Origin of the sequence: Comamonas testosteroni, assembly GCF_014076415.1 — a bacterium.
Classification (GTDB): Bacteria; Pseudomonadota; Gammaproteobacteria; order Burkholderiales; family Burkholderiaceae_C; genus Comamonas; species Comamonas testosteroni_F.
Genome location: NZ_CP043568.1, coordinates 5,107,469 through 5,131,977 on the forward strand (window position 1 = coordinate 5,107,469; position 24,509 = coordinate 5,131,977).

General features: G+C 61.0%; 21 protein-coding genes. 10 read left to right on the plus strand and 11 right to left on the minus strand.

Translation table 11 applies throughout. From position 1 onward, the window contains the following. Nucleotides 1-4 precede the first annotated feature (4 nt). From F0P97_RS23550 to F0P97_RS23575, 6 genes are all read left to right on the plus strand, one after another. Nucleotides 5-1,810: a sensor histidine kinase gene (locus F0P97_RS23550; RefSeq protein ID WP_182284543.1), complete on the plus strand. Its 1,806-nt coding sequence runs from the start codon at nt 5-7 to the stop codon at nt 1,808-1,810. Between the two features lie 47 nt (nt 1,811-1,857). After that, a complete protein-coding gene (locus F0P97_RS23555) occupies nt 1,858-3,324 on the plus strand; it encodes a sigma-54-dependent transcriptional regulator (protein WP_182287303.1) in 1,467 nt (488 codons plus the stop codon). After that, nucleotides 3,317-3,955, plus strand: a complete 639-nt coding sequence (gene ampD, locus F0P97_RS23560; RefSeq protein WP_182284544.1) for a 1,6-anhydro-N-acetylmuramyl-L-alanine amidase AmpD — start codon at nt 3,317-3,319, stop codon at nt 3,953-3,955. Before F0P97_RS23555 ends, ampD begins: the two co-directional genes overlap by 8 nt. 505 nt (nt 3,956-4,460) lie before the next feature. After that, nucleotides 4,461-7,370 carry a ribonucleoside-diphosphate reductase subunit alpha gene (locus F0P97_RS23565; protein WP_182284545.1) on the plus strand — a complete coding sequence of 970 codons (2,910 nt, stop codon included), beginning with the start codon at nt 4,461-4,463 and terminating at the stop codon, nt 7,368-7,370. A 203-nt stretch (nt 7,371-7,573) separates the two neighbouring features. Next, the gene (locus F0P97_RS23570) at nt 7,574-8,665 is read left to right on the plus strand and encodes a ribonucleotide-diphosphate reductase subunit beta (RefSeq protein ID WP_034357815.1); all 1,092 of its coding nucleotides are present in this window, start codon (nt 7,574-7,576) and stop codon (nt 8,663-8,665) included. A gap of 179 nt (nt 8,666-8,844) precedes the next feature. Then, entirely contained in the window at nt 8,845-9,918 is a 1,074-nt protein-coding gene (locus tag F0P97_RS23575; protein ID WP_182284546.1) for a hypothetical protein, read from the plus strand. A gap of 104 nt (nt 9,919-10,022) precedes the next feature. Here the strand turns inward: F0P97_RS23575 and F0P97_RS23580 are convergent, their stop codons facing one another. The 8 genes from F0P97_RS23580 to F0P97_RS23615 form a co-directional block, all read right to left on the minus strand. Then, entirely contained in the window at nt 10,023-10,922 is a 900-nt protein-coding gene (locus F0P97_RS23580; protein WP_182284547.1) for a carbohydrate kinase family protein, read from the minus strand. 111 nt (nt 10,923-11,033) lie between these two features. After that, nucleotides 11,034-12,275 carry a zinc-ribbon and DUF3426 domain-containing protein gene (locus F0P97_RS23585; RefSeq protein ID WP_182284548.1) on the minus strand — a complete coding sequence of 414 codons (1,242 nt, stop codon included), beginning with the start codon at nt 12,273-12,275 and terminating at the stop codon, nt 11,034-11,036. A gap of 61 nt (nt 12,276-12,336) precedes the next feature. Continuing rightward, nucleotides 12,337-13,227, minus strand: a complete 891-nt coding sequence (prmA, locus tag F0P97_RS23590) for a 50S ribosomal protein L11 methyltransferase (RefSeq protein ID WP_034355260.1) — start codon at nt 13,225-13,227, stop codon at nt 12,337-12,339. 143 nt (nt 13,228-13,370) lie between these two features. Beyond that, the gene (gene accC / locus F0P97_RS23595) at nt 13,371-14,729 is read right to left on the minus strand and encodes an acetyl-CoA carboxylase biotin carboxylase subunit (protein WP_003081083.1); all 1,359 of its coding nucleotides are present in this window, start codon (nt 14,727-14,729) and stop codon (nt 13,371-13,373) included. 124 nt (nt 14,730-14,853) lie between these two features. After that, on the minus strand, nt 14,854-15,315 hold the full coding sequence (gene accB, locus F0P97_RS23600; RefSeq protein WP_182284549.1) for an acetyl-CoA carboxylase biotin carboxyl carrier protein: 462 nt from the start codon (nt 15,313-15,315) through the stop codon (nt 14,854-14,856). A gap of 147 nt (nt 15,316-15,462) precedes the next feature. Next, nucleotides 15,463-16,014 (minus strand): TlpA family protein disulfide reductase, encoded by a 552-nt coding sequence (locus tag F0P97_RS23605; RefSeq protein ID WP_182284550.1) that lies wholly within the window; start codon nt 16,012-16,014, stop codon nt 15,463-15,465. Further along, entirely contained in the window at nt 16,007-16,609 is a 603-nt protein-coding gene (locus F0P97_RS23610) for a hypothetical protein (protein ID WP_182284551.1), read from the minus strand. Before F0P97_RS23610 ends, F0P97_RS23605 begins: the two co-directional genes overlap by 8 nt. Then, nucleotides 16,606-16,839, minus strand: a complete 234-nt coding sequence (locus F0P97_RS23615) for a hypothetical protein (protein WP_182284552.1) — start codon at nt 16,837-16,839, stop codon at nt 16,606-16,608. Before F0P97_RS23615 ends, F0P97_RS23610 begins: the two co-directional genes overlap by 4 nt. Nucleotides 16,840-16,882: 43 nt before the next feature. Here F0P97_RS23615 and mpl point away from each other — a divergent pair, with 43 nt between their 5' ends. Further along, nucleotides 16,883-18,301 carry a UDP-N-acetylmuramate:L-alanyl-gamma-D-glutamyl-meso-diaminopimelate ligase gene (gene mpl / locus F0P97_RS23620; protein WP_182284553.1) on the plus strand — a complete coding sequence of 473 codons (1,419 nt, stop codon included), beginning with the start codon at nt 16,883-16,885 and terminating at the stop codon, nt 18,299-18,301. A gap of 80 nt (nt 18,302-18,381) precedes the next feature. Then, nucleotides 18,382-19,760 (plus strand): IS3 family transposase gene (locus tag F0P97_RS23625; protein WP_182287200.1). Its coding sequence is split into 2 segments (ribosomal slippage): nt 18,382-18,874 and nt 18,874-19,760, totalling 1,380 coding nucleotides; the frame shifts between segments, so codons are not numbered across the junction. A gap of 147 nt (nt 19,761-19,907) precedes the next feature. Here F0P97_RS23625 and F0P97_RS23630 read toward each other — a convergent pair. Next, nucleotides 19,908-20,225: a hypothetical protein gene (locus F0P97_RS23630; RefSeq protein ID WP_012839818.1), complete on the minus strand. Its 318-nt coding sequence runs from the start codon at nt 20,223-20,225 to the stop codon at nt 19,908-19,910. A gap of 395 nt (nt 20,226-20,620) precedes the next feature. Here F0P97_RS23630 and F0P97_RS23635 point away from each other — a divergent pair, with 395 nt between their 5' ends. Then, nucleotides 20,621-20,992, plus strand: coding sequence for a YqcC family protein (locus F0P97_RS23635; protein ID WP_182284554.1), 372 nt, complete (start codon nt 20,621-20,623; stop codon nt 20,990-20,992). Nucleotides 20,993-21,086: 94 nt separating this feature from the next. On the opposite strand, the gene F0P97_RS23640 is transcribed toward F0P97_RS23635, so the two are convergent. Continuing rightward, nucleotides 21,087-22,247 (minus strand): 3-deoxy-7-phosphoheptulonate synthase, encoded by a 1,161-nt coding sequence (locus F0P97_RS23640; protein WP_232538037.1) that lies wholly within the window; start codon nt 22,245-22,247, stop codon nt 21,087-21,089. 216 nt (nt 22,248-22,463) lie between these two features. Between F0P97_RS23640 and F0P97_RS23645 the strand changes: the two genes are divergently transcribed. Next, nucleotides 22,464-22,766, plus strand: a complete 303-nt coding sequence (locus tag F0P97_RS23645; protein WP_182284555.1) for an ABC transporter — start codon at nt 22,464-22,466, stop codon at nt 22,764-22,766. 72 nt (nt 22,767-22,838) lie between these two features. Here F0P97_RS23645 and tldD read toward each other — a convergent pair whose 3' ends face one another. Next, a complete protein-coding gene (gene tldD, locus F0P97_RS23650) occupies nt 22,839-24,299 on the minus strand; it encodes a metalloprotease TldD (protein ID WP_003051333.1) in 1,461 nt (486 codons plus the stop codon). Nucleotides 24,300-24,509: the final 210 nt, after the last annotated feature.

Genomic DNA, 24,509 nt, shown 5'->3' on the forward strand with positions numbered 1-24,509 from the left:
CCGCATGGTGAACTCCGCCTCGCCCTGGCAGCACACCGCCATCCCGCTGGATGCGGCCATCAGCCGGCGCGCAGACGCCAGCCTCAACGCCCCGTTCGTGCGCCTGTGGCAGGCTTTCCTCAGCGGCCGCGTGCTTCTGGCGCTGGCCCTGGTGCTGCTGCAGACACTGAATCTGCAGCTGCAGAACATCAGCTCCCCCCTGGCCTGGCTGATCTGCTTCACCTATCTGACGCTGACCGTCGTGCTGCGCCTGACTGCAGGACGTCATTTGCCGGCGCCTCGCGCAGCCCTGCAATGGCTGCCCGTGATCGGCGTCGACATTGCCGTGATCTTTCTGCTGCAGCTCTTTCAGGTCGGCTCGCTCAACTACACCGCGCTGCTGGCCATTCCCGTCCTGATCTCCTCGGCCCTGGGCGGACTGATGCTGGCCTTTGGCACCACGGCCAGCATCACGCTGCTGACGCTGGCCTACACCTTCTGGCAATACCATGGCGGCCTCAACGACGGCGCCCAGTCTTATTACCAGGCGGCTTTTTCCTGCGCCGGCTATTTCTGCGTGGCCTATCTCACGCACGAGCTGGCCAAGCGTGTCCGGCGCGAGCGCTCCCAGGCCCTGTTCAACCGCTTGCGCACTCAGACCCAGGAGCAGGTCAACAGTCTGGTGATCAACCACTTCTCCGATGGCGTGCTGGTGGTCGACTCGAGCTTGCTGGTTCTGCAGGCAAACCCAGCTGCCTTGCAGCTGCTGGGCCTCGCCATGGATCACCCCCAGCCTTTTTCCCTGCAGGCCCACAGTTGGTGGGAGCCGCTGGCGCATTCAACACAAGCCAGCTTTGCCCATGCCCGCCCACTGTCCGCCACGATTCACCTGCAGGCTCATGAACGACACGGCGCCACGGGCATGCATGTGCGCACACGCATCACCGAAGTTTCGGCGCCCTATCTGGACGAGGGGCCACAGGCGCAAGCCAGCCATTCGCTTTGCGTCATGTTTCTTCACGACCTGCGCGAAATGGAAGCGCAGCTGCGCACCGAAAAGCTGGCCTCCATGGGCCGTATGTCGGCTGCCGTAGCCCATGAAATACGCAACCCGCTCGCGGCCATCACCCAGGCCAATGCGCTGCTGGCCGAAGACCTGGCGAGCCAGCCCGGCCCCCAACAGCTATGCCGCATCGTGGGGCAGAATGCCGACCGACTGGCCCGCATCGCCGAAGAAATCCTCAACCTGGCGCGCGTGCAGCAGGGCACAGAAACCCATCAGGGCCAGTCGCTGCCGCTGGACACCCTGCTGGCCCAGATCAGCCATGAATGGCGCATACAGGCCACTCCGCCGCGCCAGCTTCTGCTGCGGCTCAATGCAACGGCCCGCCATATCCTGTTCGATGAAGAGCATCTGCGCCGCGTGCTGATCAACTTGCTGGACAATGCCCAGCGCCACCGCAGCCATGCCGACAATGAGGCGGGCCTGCAGCTGATCAGCGGCCACGGGCCCTTGAACGGTCGGATCCAGGGTCTCGCACCGCAGGACGACACCTGCTGGTTCATGGTCTGGAGTGATGGGGCTCCGCTGGAGTCCAGCGTCGAGCGCCATCTGTTCGAGCCGTTCTTCTCCTCTCAAAGCCGCTCCAGCGGCCTCGGACTCTATATATGCCGCGAGCTGTGCCAGCGCTACGATGCCTCCATCAGCTATCAACGCCTGGCTCGCAAAACACCGCAAGGCGAGGTGAACGGCAATGCCTTTATCGTGACTCTGCGCAGCGGCCCTTCATCCCTCGCGAGCCACTCTCTGTTTGACTCGATCATGGTGTAAGCCCAGTGACATCATCGCCTCACTCATCCGCAGCGGCCAGCATTCTCGTGGTCGATGATGAACCGGATCTGCGCACGCTCTACGAGCTGACCTTGTTGCGGGAAGGCTACCGCGTGGAAACCGCGGGCTCGGTCCAGGAAGGCATGACTCAGCTGCAAGGCCGCAATTTCGATGTCTTGATTACCGATATGCGCCTGCCCGACGGGATCGGCATGGAGCTGCTGCTGCAGCTGCGCGATCAGTCGCGCAGCGAGCGCTGCATCGTCATGACGGCCTACGGCTCTGCCGAAAACGCCGTCGAGGCCCTGCGCGCGGGCGCGTTCGACTATCTGACCAAGCCCGTGGACCTGCGCCAGTTCCGCCAGGTCGTGGCCTCGGCCGTGCAAGGCATTGGCGCAGTGCTCAAGCCCGGCAACCCAACGACCAGCGATAGCTCGGCGGCCAGCGGCACTGGTGCGGGAACGCCAGCTGGCGCCCTGGAGGCTCTGGTTGGCCAGTCTCAGGCCATGCAACTGGTCAAGCAGCGCATTGCCAAGGTCGCCAAAGGTATGGCTCCCGTGCTGATCCACGGTGAATCCGGCACGGGCAAGGAACTGGTGGCACGCGCCCTGCACGGCTGCAGCCAGCGGGCCGACGGTCCCATGGTCGCAGTCAACTGCGGTGCCATCCCGGAAAGCCTGCTCGAAGCCGAGTTCTTCGGTGCCCGCAAGGGCTCCTACACCGGCGCCACCCAGGACAGGCCCGGCTACTTCCAGGCCGCACAGGGCGGCACCTTGTTTCTCGATGAAATCGGCGACCTGCCCCTGGCCATGCAGGCCAAGCTGCTGCGCGCCATTCAGGAACGCAAGATTCGTCCGCTGGGCAGCACCCAGGAAGAAGCCGTCGATGTGCGCATCGTCAGCGCCACCCACCGCGATCTGGGAGCGGAAGTGCAGGCCGGCAATTTCCGCCAGGACCTGTTCTACCGTCTCAATGTCATCGAAATCGAACTGCCCGCGCTGCGCGAGCGCCGTGAAGACCTGGGCCAGCTATGCCAGGCTTTGCTGCAAAAGCTGGCCCGCGAGTCCGGACTGGCTACGCCGGAGCTGGACGACATCAGCCTGAGCCAGATAGCCCAGCTCCCGCTGCCTGGCAATGTGCGCGAGCTGGAGAACGTGCTGCACCGCGCCATTGCACTGGGCGAGGAAGGCCCGCTGCGCCTGCCCGAATCCGGCGTTCCGGCCGAGGGCACTGGTGTGGCGGCAGCCGCTTCCTCGGACGCTTTGGCATCGAGCGCACCGCCGCCGCAAACTCAGCACGCAGGCAGTCCGGCCACGCTGCCGGAGGATCTGCAAGGCTGGCTGGATGAACAGGAGCGCAGCATCTTGGTCAGAGCCCTGCAGGACAACGGCTTCAACCGCACAGCCACGGCGGCCAGACTGGGCATCAGCCTGCGCCAGATTCGCTACCGCATCGACCGTCTGGGCATAGACCTGCCGGCCGAAGGCAGCAAACACCAGAGCGACAATGTCTGATCCCGCACCCCATTCTCCATCCTTGCCGCTGCCACAGCAGCCCTGGCAGGCCGGCTGGTATGGTGCGGCGCGTCCGCTGAGATCTCCCAATTTCGGCCCTCGCCCCGTGGATGCGCAGATCGACCTCGTCGTCATCCACTCCATCAGCCTGCCTCCGGGCCAGTACGGTACAGGCGCGGTGCAGCAGCTGTTCACCAATCAGCTGGACTGGGACGCCCACTCCTATTACCAGGGCATTCGCGGCCTCGAAGTCTCGTCACATTTCTTTATCACGCGTCAGGGCGAAATCTGGCAGTTCGTCAGCTGCGACGACCGTGCCTGGCATGCCGGCGTGAGCCAGTGGCGCGGGCGCGAGCGCTGCAACGACGACTCCATCGGCATCGAACTCGAAGGCCTGGAAGGCCTGAGCTTTGAAGCTCCGCAGTACCAGGCCCTGCAGCAGCTTTGCATAGCCATTGCGGCGCAATATCCGGTGCGCTACATCGCCGGGCACGAGCACATCGCCCCCGGACGCAAGCAGGACCCCGGACCCGGTTTCGACTGGCAGTGGCTGCAGCAGCAGCTGGCCAGCGCAGGCAGCACCCGAAGCTGGAAATTCCCCCCCGGTCCGGCAGACTCAGGCACTGCCTGAAATCTTCATAGCATCTCCCGCCTTTCAGCCGTCGATTTCATACATATTCGTAGCTGAAATCTTGTACTGGCAGGCGCTATGTGCTCCTCATTTTGAGAATCCCAAGCATCCATCGTTGCGGGGCTTCGAAACGGCATGTCAATGGCGCGCGCGCAACAACTGTCGCCTGCATCAAACACGCAAATTTTTTACATATTTCCGGCCCGATCTGCCGCCGCGCGCAACCGCGCCACAGGCCTTTATTCATGCGGGATGAAGTCGTTTTTGCGGCTGTCAAGCGACGCTAGAAATGCCAGATTCAGTAGTTTCATCAGGTCGCTCGGATTTAAGCGCGATACACTACCGGTAGTGTTTTGAAGAGCCTCAGACCCCATATCTAGTGTTTACAAGTTGTGCACACCCTGTGCAAACCATGTGTAAACCGAGGCGCCGAATCGTGTTTTTGATGGCCTGCCCACAGTGCAGGCCTTTGTCTGCCTATCCACATATTGACTCAGAGGAACTTATGCAAGAAGCGTTGAACTCACTGCCTTCTGCCGCACCTGCCGGTGCAGCCAATTCTTCCTCCCCCAATGACAGCTATCAGATCATCCGCCGCAGCGGCGATGTGGTGGCTTTCGCGCCCCAGAAGATTGCCGTGGCCCTGACCAAGGCATTCCTGGCTGTGCGCGGCGCGCAGGGCGCAGCGTCTGCCAGCGTGCGCGACACAGTCAACGAACTGACCGAAGGCGTGGTGCGCGCACTGGTGCGCTCGCGTCCCGATGGCGGCACCTTCCATATTGAAGATGTGCAGGACCAGGTCGAGCTGGGCCTGATGCGCGCCGGTCATCAGGACGTGGCCCGCGCCTATGTGCTGTACCGCGAGCGCCGCAACCAGGAACGTGCCGAGCAGAAGAAGGCCGCCGAAGTGGCCGCCGCTGCCGCCGCCAAACCCGTGCTGCATGTGACCGACAACGGCCAGCGCGTGCCCCTGGACCAGGAGCGCCTGGAGGCTCTGATCGTCGCTTCCTGCCGCAATCTGAATGCCGACATCCAGTCCGCGCCCATCGTGGCCGAAACCCTGCGCAATCTGTACGACGGCGTGCCTCTGGCCGAGGTCTACAAGGCATCCATCCTGGCCGCCCGTACGCTGATCGAAAAAGACCCTGACTACACCTACGTCACCGCCCGCCTGCTGCTGCACACCATCGTGCGCGAAGTCATGGGCCGCGACGTGCAGCCCGCAGAAATGCAGGCCGCCTATGCCGACTACTTCCCCGGCTTTGTGCAAAAAGGCGTGGACAACGAGCTGCTCAACCCCGAGCTGCTGAACTACGACCTGCCCCGTCTGGCCAAGGCCCTGAAGGCCGAGCGCGACGAGCAGTTCGACTACCTGGGTCTGCAGACCCTGTACGACCGCTACTTCCTGCACGTGCGCAAGACCCGCATCGAGCTGCCCCAGTCCTTCTTCATGCGCGTGGCCATGGGCCTGGCGCTGAACGAGCCCGACCGCAACGCCCGTGCCATCGAGTTCTACGAACTGCTGTCGTCCTTCGACTTCATGTCGTCCACCCCCACGCTGTTCAACAGCGGCACGCTGCGCTCGCAGCTGTCGTCCTGCTACCTGACCACCGTGCCCGACGACCTGGACGGCATCTACGAATCCATCAAGGAAAACGCTCTGCTGTCCAAGTTTGCCGGCGGCCTGGGCAATGACTGGACCCGTGTGCGTGCCCTGGGCTCGCGCATCAAGGGCACCAACGGCGAATCGCAAGGCGTGGTTCCCTTCCTCAAGGTGGTCAACGACACGGCCGTGGCCGTGAACCAGGGCGGCAAGCGCAAGGGCGCAGTCTGTACCTATCTGGAGTCCTGGCACCTGGACATCGAAGAGTTCCTGGAGCTGCGCAAGAACACCGGCGACGACCGCCGCCGCACCCACGACATGAACACGGCGAACTGGATTCCCGACCTGTTCATGAAGCGCGTGATGGAAAAAGGCCAGTGGACCCTGTTCTCGCCCGCTGACGCTCCCGATCTGCACGACCTGTACGGCGAAGCCTTCGAGAAGGCCTACACCGCCTATGAAGCCAAGGTCGACAGCGGCGAGCTCAAGCTGTTCAAGCGCGTGCCTGCCGTGGATCTGTGGCGCAAGATGCTCTCGATGCTGTTCGAGACCGGCCATCCCTGGATCACCTTCAAGGACCCCTGCAACATCCGCTCGCCCCAGCAGCACGTGGGTGTGGTGCACTCGTCCAATCTGTGCACCGAGATCACGCTCAACACCAGCGACACCGAAACCGCGGTCTGCAACCTGGGTTCCGTGAACCTGGTCCAGCACATCAAGGACGGCAAGATCGACCACGACAAGCTGCGCAAGACCGTGAACACGGCCATGCGCATGCTGGACAACGTGATCGACATCAACTACTACGCCGTGCAAAAGGCCAAGGACTCCAATCTGCGCCACCGCCCCGTGGGCATGGGCCTGATGGGTTTCCAGGATGCGCTGTATGAAATGCGCACCGCCTACGCCAGCCAGGGCGCCGTCGAGTTCGCCGACGAGGCCATGGAAGCCATCTGCTACTACGCTTACTGGGCGTCGACCGAGCTGTCCAAGGAACGCGGCACCTACTCCACCTTCAAGGGATCGCTGTGGGATCAGGGCATCCTGCCCCCCGACACTCTGAAGCTGCTGGAAAAGGCCCGCGGCGGCTATGTGGAAGTGGATCGCTCCGCCAAGCTGGACTGGGACGCCCTGCGCGCCAAGATCGCCAAGGACGGCATGCGCAACTCCAACTGCGTGGCCATTGCCCCCACCGCCACCATCTCCAACATCGTGGGTGTGGATGCCTCGATCGAGCCTTCGTTCGGCAACCTGTCCGTGAAGTCCAATCTGTCGGGCGAATTCACCGTCATCAACCAGTACCTGGTGCGCGACCTCAAGCGTCTGGGCCTGTGGGACGACGTGATGGTCATGGACCTCAAGCATTTCGACGGCTCGCTGCGCGCCATCGACCGCGTGCCGCAAGAGATCAAGAACCTCTACGCCACCGCGTTCGAAGTCTCGCCCGAATGGCTGGTGGAAGCCGCCTCGCGCCGCCAGAAGTGGATCGACCAGGCCCAGAGCCTGAACATCTACATGGCCGGTGCATCGGGCAAGAAGCTGCACGACACCTATATGCTGGCCTGGCTGCGCGGTCTGAAGACCACCTACTACCTGCGCACCACCAGCGCGACCAATATCGAGAAGTCCACCGTGCAAAGTCGTGTGCTGAACGCCGTGTCCTCCGGCGCTCCTGCTGCTTCGGCTGCCCCCGCGGCCAAGCCTGCGGTGAGCGCACTGGAAGCCGCTGCCGCTGCTGCACGTGCCCAGGCACCCGCCACGGACATCAAGTTCTGCGCGATTGACGACCCTGGTTGCGAGGCTTGCCAGTAACTGGCAACACCCCCTGAGGCGCTCCGCGCCTTCCCCCTTCCTCGCTACGCGGGAGGGGGACGACACCTTCGCTGCGAGACGGCTCTTGCTCGGTGTCTTTGGGTTGGAGGGCGCCAGTTTTCAGTGGCGCTTATTAAATAGATAAATCAGAAGGCTGGATGTTGAATGCACTGCACCCAGCTTTTCCCTTGAAGGAATAAATCATGCTGAGCTTTGACGACGACACCTTTGCCCCTTCCGCCACCAGCGCAGAAGCTGGCGCGTCCACCAGCACCCACAAGCGCGTGAATGCCGCCGACAAGCGCATCATCAACGCCAAGACCGACGTGAACCAGCTGGTCCCCTTCAAGTACAAGTGGGCCTGGGAAAAGTATCTGGCCACCTGCGCCAACCACTGGATGCCGCAGGAAGTGAACATGACGCGCGACATCGCGCTGTGGAAGGATCCCAACGGTCTGACCGAAGACGAGCGTCGCATCGTCAAGCGCAATCTGGGCTTCTTTGTGACGGCCGATTCGCTGGCCGCCAACAACATCGTGCTGGGCACCTACCGCCACATCACGGCGCCCGAGTGCCGCCAGTTCCTGCTGCGCCAGGCCTTCGAAGAAGCCATCCACACCCATGCCTACCAGTACATCGTGGAGTCGCTGGGTCTGGATGAATCGGAAATCTTCAATGCCTACAACGAAGTCCAATCCATCCGCGACAAGGACGAGTTCCTGATCCCCTTCATCGAAGCGATCATGGACCCCAACTTCCACACCGGCACGCCCGAAACCGACCAGACTCTGCTGAAGTCGCTGATCGTTTTTGCCTGCCTGATGGAAGGCCTGTTCTTCTACGTGGGCTTCACGCAAATCCTGGCCCTGGGCCGCCAGAACAAGATGACGGGCGCTGCCGAGCAGTACCAGTACATCCTGCGTGACGAGTCCATGCACTGCAACTTCGGCATCGATCTGATCAACCAGCTCAAGCTCGAGAACCCCCATCTGTGGACGGCCGAGTTCAAGCAGGAAATCACGGAGCTGTTCCAGAAGGCTGTGGAGCTCGAATATCGCTATGCCGAGGACACCATGCCACGCGGCGTGCTGGGCATGAATGCATCCATGTTCAAGGGCTATCTGCGCTACATCGCCAACCGTCGCGCCACGCAGATCGGTCTGGAGGAACTGTTCCCCGGTGAAGAAAATCCCTTCCCCTGGATGAGCGAAATGATCGATTTGAAGAAAGAACGTAACTTCTTTGAGACACGAGTGATCGAGTATCAGACCGGAGGCGCACTTTCTTGGGATTAATTGCTTCTAAGCAGGCACAATGCGAGTCATGACTTGCTTCACTTCATTGCTACAAAAAACTGAGATTTTTGGCGTGAAGCAAATTTGTGTTCCTAGCGATGCGTAACTCCACATCGCTTTGAATCGTCCGGCACTGCAAAGAACCGGACGTCTTATGCAAATCAACGAAGGAGAAAATGATGGCAACTGCGAAGAAGACGGCCGCCAAGGCCACAACCGAGAAAAAGACACCTGCCAAGAAGGCGGCCGCGCCCAAGGCTGAAGCTGTGAAGAAGGCAGCTGCAACCAAGACCGCCGCCCCCAAGGCCGCTGCTCCTGCCAAGGCTGCACCCAAGAAGGCTGCAACCACTGCCAAGGCTGCTGCTCCTGCAAAGGCTGCACCCAAGAAGGCTGCAACCGCTGCCAAGGCTGCTGCTCCTGCCAAGGCTGCACCCAAGAAGGCTGCAACCGCTGCCAAGGCTGCTGCTCCTGCCAAGGCTGCAACCAAGAAGGCTGCAACTGCTGCCAAGGCTGCTGCTCCTGCCAAGGCTGCCGCTCCTGCCAAGGCCGCCCCCAAGAAGGCTGCTGCTGCTGCCAAGGCTGCTGCTCCTGCCAAGGCCGCCCCCAAGAAGTCTGCAACTGCTGCCAAGGCTGCACCCAAGAAGGCTGCAACCGCTGCCAAGGCTGCTGCTCCTGCAAAGGCTGCACCCAAGAAGGCTGCAACCGCTGCCAAGGCTGCTGCTCCTGCAAAGGCTGCACCCAAGAAGGCTGCAACCGCTGCCAAGGCTGCTGCTCCTGCAAAGGCTGCACCCAAGAAGGCTGCAACCGCTGCCAAGGCTGCTGCTCCTGCAAAGGCTGCACCCAAGAAGGCTGCAACTGCTGCCAAGGCTGCTGCTCCTGCCAAGGCTGCACCCAAGAAGGCTGCAACCGCTGCCAAGGCTGCTGCTCCTGCCAAGACTGCACCCAAGAAGGCTGCAACCGCTGCCAAGGCTGCTGCTCCTGCCAAGGCTGCACCCAAGAAGGCTGCAACTGCTGCCAAGGCTGCTGCTCCTGCCAAGGCTGCACCCAAGAAGGCTGCAACTGCTGCCAAGGCTGCTGCCCCTGCCAAGGCTGCACCCAAGAAGGCTGCAACTGCTGCCAAGGCCGCTGCTCCCAAGAAGGCTGCCGCACCTGCACCTGCACCTGCCGCCGTGACCGAAACCACTGCACCCGTGGCGCAGACCCGCCTGGCACCTCAAGCGGCCTGGCCCTTCCCCACAGGTAACAAGCCCTGATCGGTTCGCTGACCTGCACGCCATAAAAAAGCCCGAGCTCTCTTGCGAGAGCCGGGCTTTTTTACATGCACCGCGATCAGTACCCTCAGGGCACCGACATCGCATCAGGGCTGGAAGTCCAGCTGATAGTTCTGCGGGCCGCGTTGCGCAATCTTCAGCGCCCCCAAGCGGTTGCCCAGTTCGGCGCAACGCAGCAGATCCCAGCCACGCTCCAGACCAAACAGGAAAGCACCGCGCCAGGCATCGCCACAACCCGTGGGGTCGACCACGGCGGCGGGCTTCACCGGCGCCACCAGGGTCTTCTCACCCTGCTGCCAGACTTCGCAGCCTTCGGCACCCAGGGTCACGACCAGGCCGCGCACCTTGCGCGAGATCTCGTCAAAGCTCAGGCCCGTGCGCTCGCTGAGCATCTTGCCTTCATAGTCGTTCACTGCCACCCAGTCGGCCTGCTCGATAAAAGCCTTGAGCTCGTCGCCATTGAACATGGGCAGGCCCTGACCCGGATCGAACACAAAAGGAATCCCTGCGGCCTTGAACTGGGCGGCGTGCTCGATCATGGCTTGACGACCATCGGGAGCAATGATGCCGATCTTGACATCGGCAGCCATGTCGGCGGTGATGCGGTTCTCGTGCGCCTGCATCATGGCGCCTGGGTGGAAAGCCGTGATCTGGTTGTTGTCATGGTCGGTCATGATCATGCACTGCGCGGTGTGCGTGCTCTGCAGCTGACCCACATGACGGGTCTCAATGCCCAGCTCCTTGAAGCGCTGCACATAATCCGCACCGTCACTGCCCACCATGGCCATGGGGTGTGCATCGCCACCGAGCAGTTTCAGGCTATAGGCAATATTGCCGGCACAGCCACCAAAGTCGCGGCGCAGCGTGGGCACCAGAAACGACACATTGAGGATGTGCAGCTGGTCGGGAAGAATCTGGTCGGCAAAACGACCTTCAAAGGTCATGATGTTGTCGAATGCCAGCGACCCGCAGATCAAAGCGGCCATGGTGCGTTCTCTTTCAGAAATGAATGAAGGGTGGCTTGCGCCAACAAGGATGTACAACGGGCATTTCTATTGACGAGACACCCTGCCTGATCCGAATTGGCACAAGCCGTATTAGGGATAAAAAACCAGCGCCCGGTAGCCCGCCACTGCAGCACCGAGGTCCTGCACCTGCACAGGAACGTTCACGCTCCACTCCTGGCGGGCATGCAGCTGCTCCGGGGCACCCAGCAGCCGCAGGTCGACCACCCGGCGCAGCAAAGGCCTGTCCTGTGCATCGGTCAAGGTCAGCTCGGCCATGGGCATGGCCACCGGCACATCGGAGCGGTTCTCCAATGTCAGGCTCCACTGGTACTGATGGTCATCGGCCAGCTGCTTGAAGCCCGAACCGCTGATCACCACATCGGCAATCGCGCGGCGGGCCTGCAGCTCGCAACCTGCCAGACTGCAGGCCTTGGCCAGCACAGGGGCCAGCGCAGGATATTGCGCAGCCAGCGCATCGCGCTGCAGCCAGGCATATTGGCCCACAACACCGACAACGGCTACCAGCGAGCCCAGCACCAGCGCCACACGCATGCCTGCAGAGTGCCAGAACGCCTGCCGGCGGGCCTGACGCACAAAGCCAGGTTCATCGCCAGCAATGGCAGCAAACTCATCCTGATCCGCATCCGTGACAGCCTGCGCCCGGTCCCTGGCGGGTTGTATAGCGCCGATATCGGCATGCAGCAGCGCCTCCCTCGAGACGGCTTCGGCCTGGACCTCGTCCTTGAGGTCCTGCGCGGCCTCGGGCATCAGGACCTCGCTCGGCGGCGGCTGCACAAGCAGTTCCGGCTCCGGCTCGCTCGCTTCCGGATGAGGATCATGCTGAGCAGCTGCAGCATCCTCTTCAGCCAGAGGACGCGCCTGATCGACAAACGAGGGCTGTGCGTCCGCCATTCCGGGCATGGACCCGGACGGCTCGGATTCGGAAACCACATCGGCAGGCTCTGCTGCCGGTGCGGCTTCTGCGGCCTGAGCAACCGTCGCTGCCGCGTCCACCGAATCCGACGCCAAATCCTGCAAGGCCTCAGCCTTCTGCATGTCGGGGGCGGGAGCATCCGCGGCATCCTGCTGCGACCAAACCGGCGTCCGTTGCTCTCCGGCTTCCGTCGGATGCACCTCCTGCATGGCAGGCATCTGCGGCGCATCAGCAGCTTCCGGCTGCAGCAGCTCGTCGGGCACGGACTGCAATTCCTGCGAGGCATCAAAGACGCTTTGGCACATCCCGCAGCGCACCCAGCCCTGCGAGATGCGCAGCTGGTCGGCGACCACTTTGAAGCGGGTTCCACAGGAGGGGCAACGGGTGACTTGACTCATCAGGGTTCAATTGTAGGCAGCAACCACCCGCACACCTGCTGGCTGCGGGTTTGCGTCGCAATCAGGCGGCTCGCTGTGCCGTCATGAGAATCCAGCCGTCTTCGCTGTCGGCCACCTCCAGCTTGAGATAAGGCGCATAGGCCTCCTTCAGCTCGTCGGCCTGGCGCTCCAGAATGCCTGCCAGCACCAGATTGCCGCCAGCTTGCACACGACCGCACAGCAGCGGCGCCAGCACCTTGAGTGGCGTAGCCAGAATATTGGCCAGCACGGTCCGGTACTCGCCGCCAGCCGCATCTGGCAGGCCGGCCCTGACTTCCACATGGTTGGCACTGGTGTTGTAGTTGGTCGATTCCACGGCCGCGGGATCGATGTCCACCGCATCCACATCGGTCGCGCCGAACTTGGCTGCACCAATGGCCAAAATGCCAGAGCCGCAGCCATAGTCCAGCGTGCGTCCCAGGGTGCCCTTGGGCTGGCGTGCAATCCAGCGCAGACACATGCGAGTAGTGGGGTGGGTGCCGGTACCGAAAGCCAGGCCCGGGTCCAGACGGATGCTGACCTTGGCCTGCTCGGGCAGTTCATGCCAGGTGGGCACGATCCAGAACTCGGGCGTGATATCCACGGGCTCGAACTGCGACTGCGTCAGGCGCACCCAATCCTGCTCGGGCACGGGCTTGAGGGCGAGAATCTTGCAGCCCTCAAAAAAGTCCTGCGGCAGCAGCAGATCACGCGCCTCGGTGGCTGCGGCTTCGTCGGGATAGAGGGCGATCACGCGGCTGCGATTCCAGCCTTCCTTCGGTGCGGGCATGCCAGGCTCGCCGAACAGTGCCTGCTCGGCTTCGGTCTGCGCATCGGCATCTTCGACGGATACGCTCAATGCATCGAGTGCATCCAGCGCTTCGCTAATGGTTTCGACCCGATCTTCGGGGCACAGCAGGCTCAGCTCGAACATGGCCATCCTTTCTAGCAACTGCGTCATCCATGCCGGCTCAGGCCTGATGGAGAGAACGCACTTGTACTTTCCTGAAAAACGAAAATGCTGGCCTCCGTTGCCAGAGGCCAGCATGGGAACTCAGAGCAGCAATGCTCCTGATCTCATCGCTTGTTGGGCGTGCGATGCGTCAGCCACTCTTCCAGATAGTGGATGTTGGTGCCGCCTTCCATGAACTTGGAGTCGACCATCAGATCCTGGTGCAGCGGAATATTGGTTTTGATGCCTTCCACCACGGTCTCCAGCAAGGCCGTGCGCATGCGGGCCATGGCCTGCTCGCGGGTATCGCCATAGGCAATGATCTTGCCGATCATGGAGTCATAGTTGGGCGGCACGAAGTAATTGTTGTACACATGGGTGTCAACACGCACGCCAGGACCGCCGGGAGCGTGCCACATGGAGATGCGGCCTGGCGAAGGGATGAACTTGTACGGATCTTCGGCGTTCACACGGCACTCGATGGCGTGCCCCTTGAACTCGACCTGGCGCTGGGTGAAAGGCAGCTTCTCGCCGGCAGCGATCATGATCTGGGTGCGCACGATGTCGATGCCCGTGATCAGCTCGGTGATGGGGTGCTCCACCTGCACGCGGGTGTTCATCTCGATGAAGTAGAACTCGCCGTTCTCGTACAGGAACTCGAAGGTACCCGCACCGCGATAGCCGATCTTCTTGCAGGCCGCAGCGCAGCGCTCGCCGATCTTCTCGATCAGACGACGGGGAATGCCGGGAGCCGGAGCTTCCTCGATCACCTTCTGGTGGCGACGCTGCATGGAGCAGTCGCGCTCGCCCAGATACACGGCGCTCTTGTGCGTATCGGCCAGCACCTGGATTTCCACGTGACGTGGGTTCTGCAGGTACTTTTCCATGTAGACGGCAGGATTGCCGAAAGCAGCGCCGGCTTCCGCCTTGGTCATCTGCACGGCATTGATCAGCGCAGCTTCGGTGTGCACCACACGCATGCCGCGACCGCCGCCGCCGCCCGAGGCCTTGATGATCACGGGATAGCCGATGGTCTTTGCAATGCGCTTGATGAGTGCGGGATCATCGGGCAGTTCGCCGTCCGAGCCGGGCACGCAAGGCACGCCGGCCTTGATCATGGCTTGCTTGGCCGACACCTTGTCACCCATGGTGCGGATGTTCTCGGGAGTCGGGCCGATAAAGGTGAAGCCGCTCTTTTCCACACGCTCGGCAAAGTCGGCGTTCTCGGACAGGAAGCCGTAACCGGGATGGATGGCTTCCGCATCGGTCACCTCGGCAGCCGAGATGATGGCCGGCATGTTGAGGTAGGACAGCGGGGAAGGAGCCGGACCGATACACACGGCCTCGTCGGCCAGCTTGACGTACTTGGCATCACGGTCGGCTTCGGAGTACACCATCACCGCCTTGATACCCAGCTCACGGCAAGCGCGCTGGATGCGCAGGGCGATCTCGCCCCGGTTGGCAACCAAAATTTTCTTAAACATGAAGTTCCTCGCAGCTTGGTGCCTGTGCCGCGGCACAGACTACTGCCAATGACTCAGTCGCGCAGCCAGTGGCTAGCGCACATCGGCGCTGCCATGCGAACTGCACGCAACGCCTCATGATCTATCACTCGATCACGAACAGAGGCTGGCCGTATTCCACAGCCTGGCCGTTTTCACCCAGAACGCGAACAATGGTGCCGGTCTTGTCGGCTTCGATTTCGTTGAGGATCTTCATGGCTTCAACGATGCAGATGGTTTCGCCTTCCTTGACCTGGCTTCCCACATCCACAAAGGGCTTGGCGCCAGGGCTGGAGGCACGGTAGAAAGTACCGACCATGGGTGACTTGACCACATGACCTTCTACAGCAGCAGGGGCAGCGGCCGCCACGGGAGCCGCGGCAACGGGAGCTGCCGCCAAGGGGGCAGCCATCACAGGAGCCGCTTGCACGGGGGCTGCAACGTATTGGTGAACCACACCTTCGCTCTTGACGATACGGACCTTGCCCTCTGCTTCGGTGATCTCCAGTTCCGACACATTCGATTCGGACACCAGATCAATAAGGGTCTTGAGTTTTCGCAAATCCATGGGAGCTCCAGCGACGTATTTCTAAACAGGGCGCGAATTTACCTCAAATTCGGCCTTCTGCGTGCATTGGCAGATATTTTTCACTAACGTCGCCATGGAATTTAGTTACCTACACTTTTCTGACGACAAGAGCAATGTTCCTTCGCTCTATTTGCTCCAATCTGTCAGATCTTCGCTGGAAAGCTCACCTATTTTACGTTGCCGCACTTGCCCCTTGGCATCAAAAAGAACCGTGAATGGCAAGCCTCCCTGCAAGTTCCCCAGGCTTCTGCTCAGTCCCAATCCCCCTTGCATGGCGATGGCCACGGGGAATTGCACAGGCTGACGCTGCAAAAAACGCAGCACGGCTTCGGATTTGTCAACCGCGAGGCCAACGACCTGAATACCTTTTGCACCTTGCTGCGCCGCAAATTCGCTGAGCATGGGCAGCTCCTTGACACAGGGCGGGCACCAGGTGGCCCAGAAGTTGACCAGCAAGGGGCGCCCCTGGAAACCAGCCATGGCAAAAGGCTTGCCATCGGGCGTTTCAAAGGTCTGACTCCACAGTTGCGCCTCGGCGCCAGGGCCCATGGCCTGAGGCTGGCTGCGCCACCAGGCCACACCGGCGCCGCCCCCGGCCGCCACGGCAGCCACTGCGCCAGTCAGCCACAGGCGGCGCGAGCCATTGGTCGTCTTGTTCTCAGAGGTGTTTTCACTCATTGCAGCTCTCCTGCAGCAGCTTGCGCAAGGCCTTGGCATCACCACGCGGGCTGCGGCCATGGCTGTCGGCCTTCATGGCACCGCGCATATCATCATGGTCGTAGACCAGCAGATGCACGCCCACGGTTTCATTGATCGGCTTGCACAGTGCGTGAATGGAAAGTGCCTCGACCGGCTTTCCCTGAAAGCCTGTGACCGTGCTCGGCTCGTATTGCACATGGTTGTTGATGAGTGCTATTTCGGCAGACTTGGGATCATCGCAGAACAGCTGCAGATAGATATCAGACAGCCGCGTGGCCGTGCCGCGCCAGACTGCTCCGGCCAGATGCGGGCGAAACTCCTGCAGCCTGTCCATCCAGACCAGGGCCAGCTCGCGCAGTGCCTGCAACTCCTGCGGCTGGGTGTCGCCGCAGAACAGCTCTATATATTCACGCACCGCTTCTTCAAGCTGGTCGTTGTCAGGCAGCGCCGTGCGGCCGGGCAGGCCGAGCTGACGCACGGCCCGTTGCTTGGCCGGACCCCATTCGAGGCCTTCCTCCACCACCAGGCGGGCCGCTGTCTGAGCGATTTCAGCAGTCACGTTATCCAAACTCATAGCGCTATTTCATCACGCCCGCCGCAGCAGGCGCGGCAGGTCATGCTTGCATTGTGACCCAGATGAATGACCGCACTTTGACCTGGACCGTACAGACCAAGGTTTTGATAGCTGCCAGCGCCCGTTTCGTATCGAACTGAAAGTAAAAATACATTTAGATCCATATAAATCATGCGAAACCAGCTATCAATTTGATAATAAAGGTTACCGTCAGTGCCCAGGCGGGGCATGGCTTGCCTCCAGGTCATGCAGGCAAACGTAGAATCCCCGGCCATGCACATACATATTCTGGGCATTTGCGGCACCTTCATGGGAGGCCTGGCCGCCTTGGCACGAGAAGCTGGTCACAAGGTGACGGGCTGCGATTCCGGCGTTTACCCGCCGATGAGCGATCAGCTGCGCCAACTGGGCATTGAGCTGATCGAGGGCTATGGTGCTGACCAGATTGCGCTCAAGCCCGATATGTATGTGGTCGGCAACGTCGTCAGCCGCAAACGTCTGCCCGACGGATTGCCCAAATTCCCGCTGATGGAGGCGATTCTGGACACCGGCGCCGCCTATACCAGCGGCCCGCAATGGCTGGCCGAACATGTGCTGCGCGGTCGCCATGTGCTGGCCGTGGCCGGCACCCACGGCAAGACCACCACCACATCCATGCTGACCTGGGTGCTTGAGTGCGCAGGTCTGCAACCCGGTTTCCTGGTCGGCGGCGTACCGCTGGACTTTGGCGTCTCCGCCCGCCTCGGTGCGGCCCAGCGCCCCGTCGCGGGCCCTGGCCCCGTCGGGGACGAACCCGTGTTTGTGATCGAGGCCGATGAGTACGACACCGCCTTCTTCGACAAGCGCAGCAAGTTTGTGCACTACCGCCCCCGCACGGCCGTGCTCAACAACCTGGAATTCGATCACGCCGACATCTTTGACGATCTGGCTGCCATCGAGCGCCAGTTCCACCACCTGATACGCACCGTGCCGTCAACCGGCCGTGTGGTGAGCAATGGCCTGGAGGAGAGCCTGACCCGCGTGCTGGCCCAGGGCTGCTGGAGCGAAGTGCGGAGCTTCGGCTCGGCTGTCAGCGACTTCAGTGCCGATGGCGATCCCAGCGACTTTGCCGTGCTGCACCGCGGCAAAAAAGTGGCGCAACTGCGCTGGAGCCTGACCGGCGTGCACAACCAGCTCAATGCACTGGCCGCCATCGCTGCTGCCGACCATCTGGGCGTCAGTGCCGAGCTGGCTTGCGAAGCCCTGTCGCGCTTTCAGAACGTCAAGCGTCGCATGGAGCTGCGCGGCACGGTCAACGGCATCGAGGTCTATGACGACTTCGCCCACCACCCCACCGCCATCCGCACCACCCTGGACGGCCTGCGCCGCAAGCTCGGGGCAGAGGCCCGCATCCTGGCAGTGTTCGAGCCTCGCAGCAACACCATGAAGCTGGGCACCATGAAGAGCCAGTTGCCCTGGTCGCTGGAAAGTGCCGATCTGGTCTTCTGCCACACTGCAGGCCTCGACTGGGATGCCGCCGAAGCACTGGAATCCATGGGCGTAGGCGCCGGCCAGCGCGCTCAGGTAGCAGCTGATATCGAGACCCTGATAGCGCAGATCAGTGCCGTCATCCGCCCCGGTGACCATATCGTCTGCATGAGCAATGGCGGCTTTGGCGGCATCCACGCCAAGCTGCTGCAAGCACTGAAATAAGCACTCCCAAAAAGCAAATGCCCGCTCAATGAACTGCACCCCAAAAGTTGGACACTGATCCAACCGAAGAGGTGTTGTTCATGGCGAGGCATGATTTAGATTTCAAAAGGACCGTAGTCCGGGAATATTTGGATGGCACTGGTGGATTCAGAGTGCTTGCAACCAAGCATGGGATAGACCGCTCCACCGTGCGCCAATGGGTAGATGTCTATCGGTGGCATGGAGATGATGGTCTGTGCCGCAAAGGACAGGGCGCGCACTACAGCGCTCAATTCAAGCTCCAAGCACTCAAGCGCATGTGGCGTGAGGCCCTGACGTACCGACAGGTAGTCGCTTTACTCAATCTGCGCGGCGGCACAGGCATCCTTGCCAGGTGGGAGCGTCAGTATCATGAGGGCGGCCCAGAGGCGCTTGAACCCCAGCGCCGTGGCCGCCCCAAGAAGATGCCCGCCCCCAAACCTCCCAAGCCACTCAAGTCTTCGTCCACATCCGTAGACGAGTCCAAAGCGCTGCAAGCACTGCGCAAAGAAAACGAATACCTGCGCGCGGAGGTGGCGTACCTAAAAAAATTGGATGCCTTGGTTCGGGCAAAGCAACAGGCAATGCTGACAAAGCGCAAGCCGTGACTGAACTGAGGCATGAATACTCTGTGGCGCAATTGCTCAAGGCTGCAAGGCTGGCTCGCAGCACGTTCTATTACCAGTGCCAGGTGCTTCGCTGCGGTGACTCCTGTGCGGGCCTAAAGGCCCAGATCCAAGGCATCTTCGACAAGCACAAGGGGCGGTATGGCTATCGCCGCATCACAGCGCATCTGCGCCAAGCGGGATGCGTCATCAATCACAAAGCCGTCCAGCGCTTGATGCAGGTGCAAGGTTTGAAGTCTCTGGTCAGACCCAAGAAGTACCGTGCCTACCGAGGCCCAGTCAATGCTCAGGCGCCTCATCTGCTGCAGCGCCAATTCCAGGCGGATGCGCCGCAGCAGAAGTGGGTGACGGATGTGACGGAGTTCAATGTTCGTGGCAGCAAGCTTTACCTGTCGCCGGTCATGGACCTGTACAACGGCGAGATCGTGGCCTATGAGATGCGTGACAAGCCAGACTTCCAACTGGTGGGCAACATGCTGAAAAAGGCGCTTGGCAAACTCAAAGGCCAGACTGCGCCTGTGCTGCATTCCGATCAGGGATGGCAATACCAGATGCCGGCCTATCGCCGCCACCTGGCCACCAAAGGTGTGGTCCAAAGCATGTCACGCAAGGGCAATTGCCTGGACAACGCTGCGATGGAGAGCTTCTTTGCGACAGTGAAGACGGAGTTGTTTTACATGCAGAAGTTCACAAGCGCCGAGCATCTGCGCGGTGAGTTGGTGAACTACATCCGTTACTACAACCATCATCGAATCAAGATGAAGTTAAAAGGCCTGAGCCCGGTGCAATACCGAACTCAGGCCATGTGCCCGTAATTTAACTGTCCAACTTTAAGGGGTCAGTTCACAACGGGCATTTTTCATTGTTCGGGCACTGAGCAAGCCAGAGACGCCAAGCAAGGGCCGCCCCGCAGCAAAGGCGTCGTCCCCCTGGGGGGAAGCCGCAAAGCGGCTCAGGGGGGGTCAATAACTAATCGACATCGCCGGCACATCCACCCGGATCAAGGGCTTGGACAGCACAGCATGCGCTGCCAGGGCATAGCTGTTGCGCCAGTCTTCGTTGTCAAACAGCTCGGGGCGATTGCGCGCTTCACGCGCCACCACCACCAGCTTGTCGGCCAGCAACACCTTGCCCGTGGCCCGCAAAGGCTCGCACTCGAGCGAGACAAACTGCTGATCCAGCCAGCGTCGGCCTTCGTCCGAACTGATAGGGGACAGGGACTGGGTATCGACCCGGTATTCACGGTCGCCATCCAAAACCACGATTACTTCACTACGCATAAATCTCCTCTGACCTGGTGACTCTTGCACCATTCGTTGTCGTGGCCACAGCTTAATAGTGACCGCGGTGCTGAAGACGCTGCAAGCTGACGGCTTGCAAACAGCTGCGGCAACCAATGCATGGCCTGAAAGACTTGCATCAAGCATCACAGTGGTTACAGGAACATGGCATGCAAAGCAATGAAAAATCTTTAAATTTCATAGCATTGCTCGCATGCTTGGCATGAATATAAGGGCAAAACCGTCTTTTTCAAGTGTCATTACGGACTCGTAACCCGCCAGTTATCTCCATCCAGGCTCCTGCCTTGAAAATGTGATGAGAGGACTTACATACTGGATAGATTTTTGACGAATACCCGTTTGCAGGCCTTGCAACGCCTTCAGGAACCATCACCATGACCGCTGAAAACATCCACAAAGAAATACGCGAGCATCTGCAACAACTGGAGGCCGAACTGCAGGTCCAGAAGCTCTGGTCCGCCGTAGCACCAGACCCCAAGGCACTGGAATCCACCACGCCTTTCATGTACGACACGCTCAAGCTGCACGAGTGGCTGCAATGGGTATTCATCCCGCGCCTGCACGCCGTGATCGATGCCAAGGGCAGCCTCCCCCACCAAAGCCATGTCTATCCGCTGGCCGATCACGAGTGGCAGCAGCGCACCGACTTTGACAAGCAGCATCTGCTGCGCCTGCTCAACCGCATCGATGCCACGCTCAACGGCTGCGAGATGACGCCGGAGCCGGCACCGGACACCAAGCACTGAGCCGGCAGGCGAGCCGCTCCACGCCATCTGGAAAAACAAACAGGCCACAGGGAACAATCCCTGTGGCCTGTTTCGTTCATGCCCGCTCTGTCGATCAGGCGAGCACTTCGGCTTCCTGCTTGCAGGCAGCCGCAGCCGCGCGGCGCTGGCTCACGGCCTGCGACAGCTCCTGCAGCGTTGCCAGGGAATCGTCCCAGCCCAGGCAGGCATCGGTAATGCTCTGGCCGTAGGTCAGATCGCAGACCTCATCCTTGCCGGGAGTGAACTTCTGCGCACCGCCGACCAGATGACCTTCGATCATCACGCCGAAGACGCTGCTGGAGCCACCTGCAATCTGAGCCGCGATATCACGGGCCACATCCTTCTGGCGCTCATGCTGCTTGTTGCTGTTGGCGTGGCTGCAATCCACCATCAGCGAAGGCGTGAGGCCCGCTGCCTCCAGATCCCGGCAGGCGGCTGCCACATGCGCCGCATCGTAGTTGGGCGTCTTGCCACCGCGCAGAATCACGTGACAGTCCTGATTGCCGCCCGTATGCACGATGGCGACCTGGCCGTTCTTGTGTACCGACAGGAAATGGTGACCTCGGCTGGCCGACTGAATCGCGTCGGTGGCAATGCGGATATTGCCGTCCGTGCCGTTCTTGAAGCCAATCGGTGCCGAAATGCCCGAAGCCAGTTCACGATGCACCTGGCTTTCCGTGGTGCGGGCACCGATGGCGCCCCAGCTGATCAGATCGCCGATGTACTGGGGCGAGATCACGTCCAGGAACTCGCTGGCCGCAGGCACACCCAGGCGGTTGATGTCGATCAGGAGCTGGCGCGCAATGCGCAGGCCTTCGTCGATGCGATAGCTCTGATCCAGGTAGGGATCATTGATCAGTCCCTTCCAGCCCACGGTGGTGCGGGGCTTCTCGAAGTAGACGCGCATCACCACTTCCAGCGTGTCCTTGTACTGCTCGCGCACCACGGCCAGACGGCGGGCATAGTCCAGGGCAGCGGCCGGATCGTGAATGGAACAAGGGCCGACGATGACCAGCAGACGATCATCCTGCGCACGCATGATGTTGTGGATGCTGCGGCGGGTGTCGCTGATCAGCGTCTCCACGGCAGTGCCGCGAATGGGGAAGAAGCGGATGAGGTGCTCTGGAGGGGGTAACACTGTGATTTCCTTGATACGTGCGTCGTCGGTCTGACCTGTCTTGGGAGAGCCGGCGCGATACCAGGAATCGGTGGCGGAAGTGTTCAGAGCAGTCATGGCAATCTTTCGTGAGGTGTTTGATCGTTGAAAACCGGGGGTGCTGAAACGTAGGGGTGAAAAAAAACCGCCGGGCTTTGCAGCTTCGGCGGTTCTTTGGGAGGTGTTTGCAGGGTGCGCGCGTTTACCTCTCAGCCGCCGGGGGCGAGAACCAAAAGTAAAAGAAATAGGCGCGTTGCGTTTGCATGTCTTTCAATGTAGCACAGCTCTTTTGCATTGCAACATCAGCAGCTCGCACCGCTGTTCTGTCCAAAACAGGCTTTCCCTCTGAAATGGCGCATTTTTCAAAATTCATCCAAATGCACTATTTCTGTGTTTTTTCTTGTTTTTCAGAATTTTATTGATATTAATTCCAATTTACCAAGAATCAATGCAATTTTTCAGCGAATCAACAATATTCAAGATCAACCCACAAAACACCGTACAAAAACCCTGCTGCCCGGCGACCTACAGCGTCTTGCCACAAGCTTTGTTGCCGCAAGCGGTCTGTGGCGAACGGTTTGCACCACGCTGAAATGAAAAAACCCCGCTCTGACATGCAAAGCGGGGTTTGGTGCTCGCGGCGGGCAGAGCCGCCATGAAATCTCTCTATCAGGCCGTGCCACCAACCGTCAGCCCATCAATGCGCAGCGTAGGCTGACCCACGCCCACAGGCACGCTCTGGCCTTCCTTGCCGCAGGTGCCCACACCCGAGTCCAGGCGCATGTCGTTGCCTATCATGCTGATGTGCTTGAGCGACTCCGGGCCGCTGCCGATGATGGTCGCTCCCTTGACGGGGTACTGGATCTTGCCGTTTTCCACCCAGTAGGCTTCGCTGGCAGAGAACACGAACTTGCCGCTGGTGATGTCCACCTGACCGCCGCCGAAGTTCGTGGCATACAGGCCCTTCTTGATGGAGCCGATGATCTCCTGCGGGTCCTTGTCGCCACCCAGCATATAGGTGTTGGTCATGCGCGGCATGGGAATGTGGGCATAGCTTTCGCGACGGCCATTGCCCGTGGGCTTGACGCCCATCAGGCGCGCATTCATCGAGTCCTGGATATAGCCCTTGAGAATGCCGTCCTCGATCAGCACATTGCTCTGGCTGACATGGCCTTCGTCGTCCACGTTCAAGGAGCCGCGGCGATCGGCAATCGTGCCGTCATCCAGCACGGTCACGCCCTTGGCGGCCACGCGCTGACCGATGCGACCGCTGAAGGCGCTGGAGCCCTTGCGGTTGAAGTCACCTTCCAGACCGTGGCCCACGGCCTCGTGGAACAGCACGCCGGGCCAGCCCGAGCCCAGCACTACGGTCATCACGCCTGCCGGTGCGGGACGCGATTCGAGGTTGACCAGGGCTGCATGCACGGCCTCGTCCACATACTGGCTGATCTGCTCGTCACTGAAATAGGCAAGACCGAAGCGACCGCCACCACCGGAGGAGCCCACCTCGCGGCGGCCCTTCTGCTCGGCGATCACCGTTACCGACAGGCGCACCAGCGGGCGCACGTCAGCGGCCAGCGTGCCGTCGGCACGGGCCACCAGCACCACATCGTATTCACTGGCGAGACCGGCCATGACCTGCACCACGCGCGGGTCCTTGGCGCGGGCCAGCTTTTCCACCTTGCCCAGCAACTCGACCTTGGCCGTGCTGTCCAGCGTGCTGATGGGGTCCAGCTCAGGATAGAGCGAGCGGCTTTGCGCAATCTTCTGCGCACCCGCCTTGACGCGGCGCGTCTGGGTGGCGCTGGAGATGGAGCGCACGGTACGTGCGGCATCCAGCAGCGAGGCTTCGGAAATGTCGTCGGAATAGGCAAAAGCCGTCTTCTCGCCGCTGACCGCCCGAACGCCTACTCCCTGATCGATGGAGAAGGAGCCGGTCTTGACGATGCCTTCCTCCAGACTCCAGCCTTCCGCGCGGGTGTACTGGAAGTAGAGATCGGCGTCATCCACCTGGTGCGAGCGAATTTCGGCAAGCGCACGCGCAAGATGGGTTTCGTCCAGGCCGAAGGGCTCAAGCAGCAACTGACGGGCCGTGGCCAAGCGTTCGATGGTGGGTTCGCGGGAAATCATGAGAGCATTGTAGAGATAGCTGCAAGCCCTGACTTGTCTCGGGCTGCGCATAAAAAAGAGCGGAATGCTGCCCCACCAGGCTGAACAACATTCCGCTCCATTCACTTAGCTTCGCACTTGCCGGGTTCCGCCCTGCCCGCTTTGCATTGCAGAACCCCACCTGGGTCTTTGCCGCTCCCGCTTGATCGGTCTTCTGACCCCCCCAGAACC

Excerpts from the sequence above, each read along its gene's own strand:
- F0P97_RS23630 (WP_012839818.1), bottom strand. The coding sequence starts at position 20,225 with ATGCGTAGTGAAGTAATCGTGGTTTTGGATGGCGACCGTGAATACCGG.
- tldD (WP_003051333.1), bottom strand. The coding sequence starts at position 24,299 with ATGATTTCCCGCGAACCCACCATCGAACGCTTGGCCACGGCCCGTCAG.
- prmA (WP_034355260.1), bottom strand. The coding sequence starts at position 13,227 with ATGTTCGAGCTGAGCCTGCTGTGCCCCGAAGATCGGGTCGAAACCATT.
- F0P97_RS23550 (WP_182284543.1), top strand. The coding sequence starts at position 5 with ATGGTGAACTCCGCCTCGCCCTGGCAGCACACCGCCATCCCGCTGGAT.
- F0P97_RS23640 (WP_232538037.1), bottom strand. The coding sequence starts at position 22,247 with ATGACTGCTCTGAACACTTCCGCCACCGATTCCTGGTATCGCGCCGGC.
- F0P97_RS23610 (WP_182284551.1), bottom strand. The coding sequence starts at position 16,609 with ATGAGTTTGGATAACGTGACTGCTGAAATCGCTCAGACAGCGGCCCGC.
- F0P97_RS23635 (WP_182284554.1), top strand. The coding sequence starts at position 20,621 with ATGACCGCTGAAAACATCCACAAAGAAATACGCGAGCATCTGCAACAA.
- F0P97_RS23615 (WP_182284552.1), bottom strand. The coding sequence starts at position 16,839 with ATGCCCCGCCTGGGCACTGACGGTAACCTTTATTATCAAATTGATAGC.
- F0P97_RS23585 (WP_182284548.1), bottom strand. The coding sequence starts at position 12,275 with ATGAGTCAAGTCACCCGTTGCCCCTCCTGTGGAACCCGCTTCAAAGTG.
- ampD (WP_182284544.1), top strand. The coding sequence starts at position 3,317 with ATGTCTGATCCCGCACCCCATTCTCCATCCTTGCCGCTGCCACAGCAG.
- F0P97_RS23565 (WP_182284545.1), top strand. The coding sequence starts at position 4,461 with ATGCAAGAAGCGTTGAACTCACTGCCTTCTGCCGCACCTGCCGGTGCA.
- accC (WP_003081083.1), bottom strand. The coding sequence starts at position 14,729 with ATGTTTAAGAAAATTTTGGTTGCCAACCGGGGCGAGATCGCCCTGCGC.
- F0P97_RS23575 (WP_182284546.1), top strand. The coding sequence starts at position 8,845 with ATGGCAACTGCGAAGAAGACGGCCGCCAAGGCCACAACCGAGAAAAAG.
- F0P97_RS23580 (WP_182284547.1), bottom strand. The coding sequence starts at position 10,922 with ATGGCCGCTTTGATCTGCGGGTCGCTGGCATTCGACAACATCATGACC.
- F0P97_RS23605 (WP_182284550.1), bottom strand. The coding sequence starts at position 16,014 with ATGAGTGAAAACACCTCTGAGAACAAGACGACCAATGGCTCGCGCCGC.
- mpl (WP_182284553.1), top strand. The coding sequence starts at position 16,883 with ATGCACATACATATTCTGGGCATTTGCGGCACCTTCATGGGAGGCCTG.
- accB (WP_182284549.1), bottom strand. The coding sequence starts at position 15,315 with ATGGATTTGCGAAAACTCAAGACCCTTATTGATCTGGTGTCCGAATCG.
- F0P97_RS23570 (WP_034357815.1), top strand. The coding sequence starts at position 7,574 with ATGCTGAGCTTTGACGACGACACCTTTGCCCCTTCCGCCACCAGCGCA.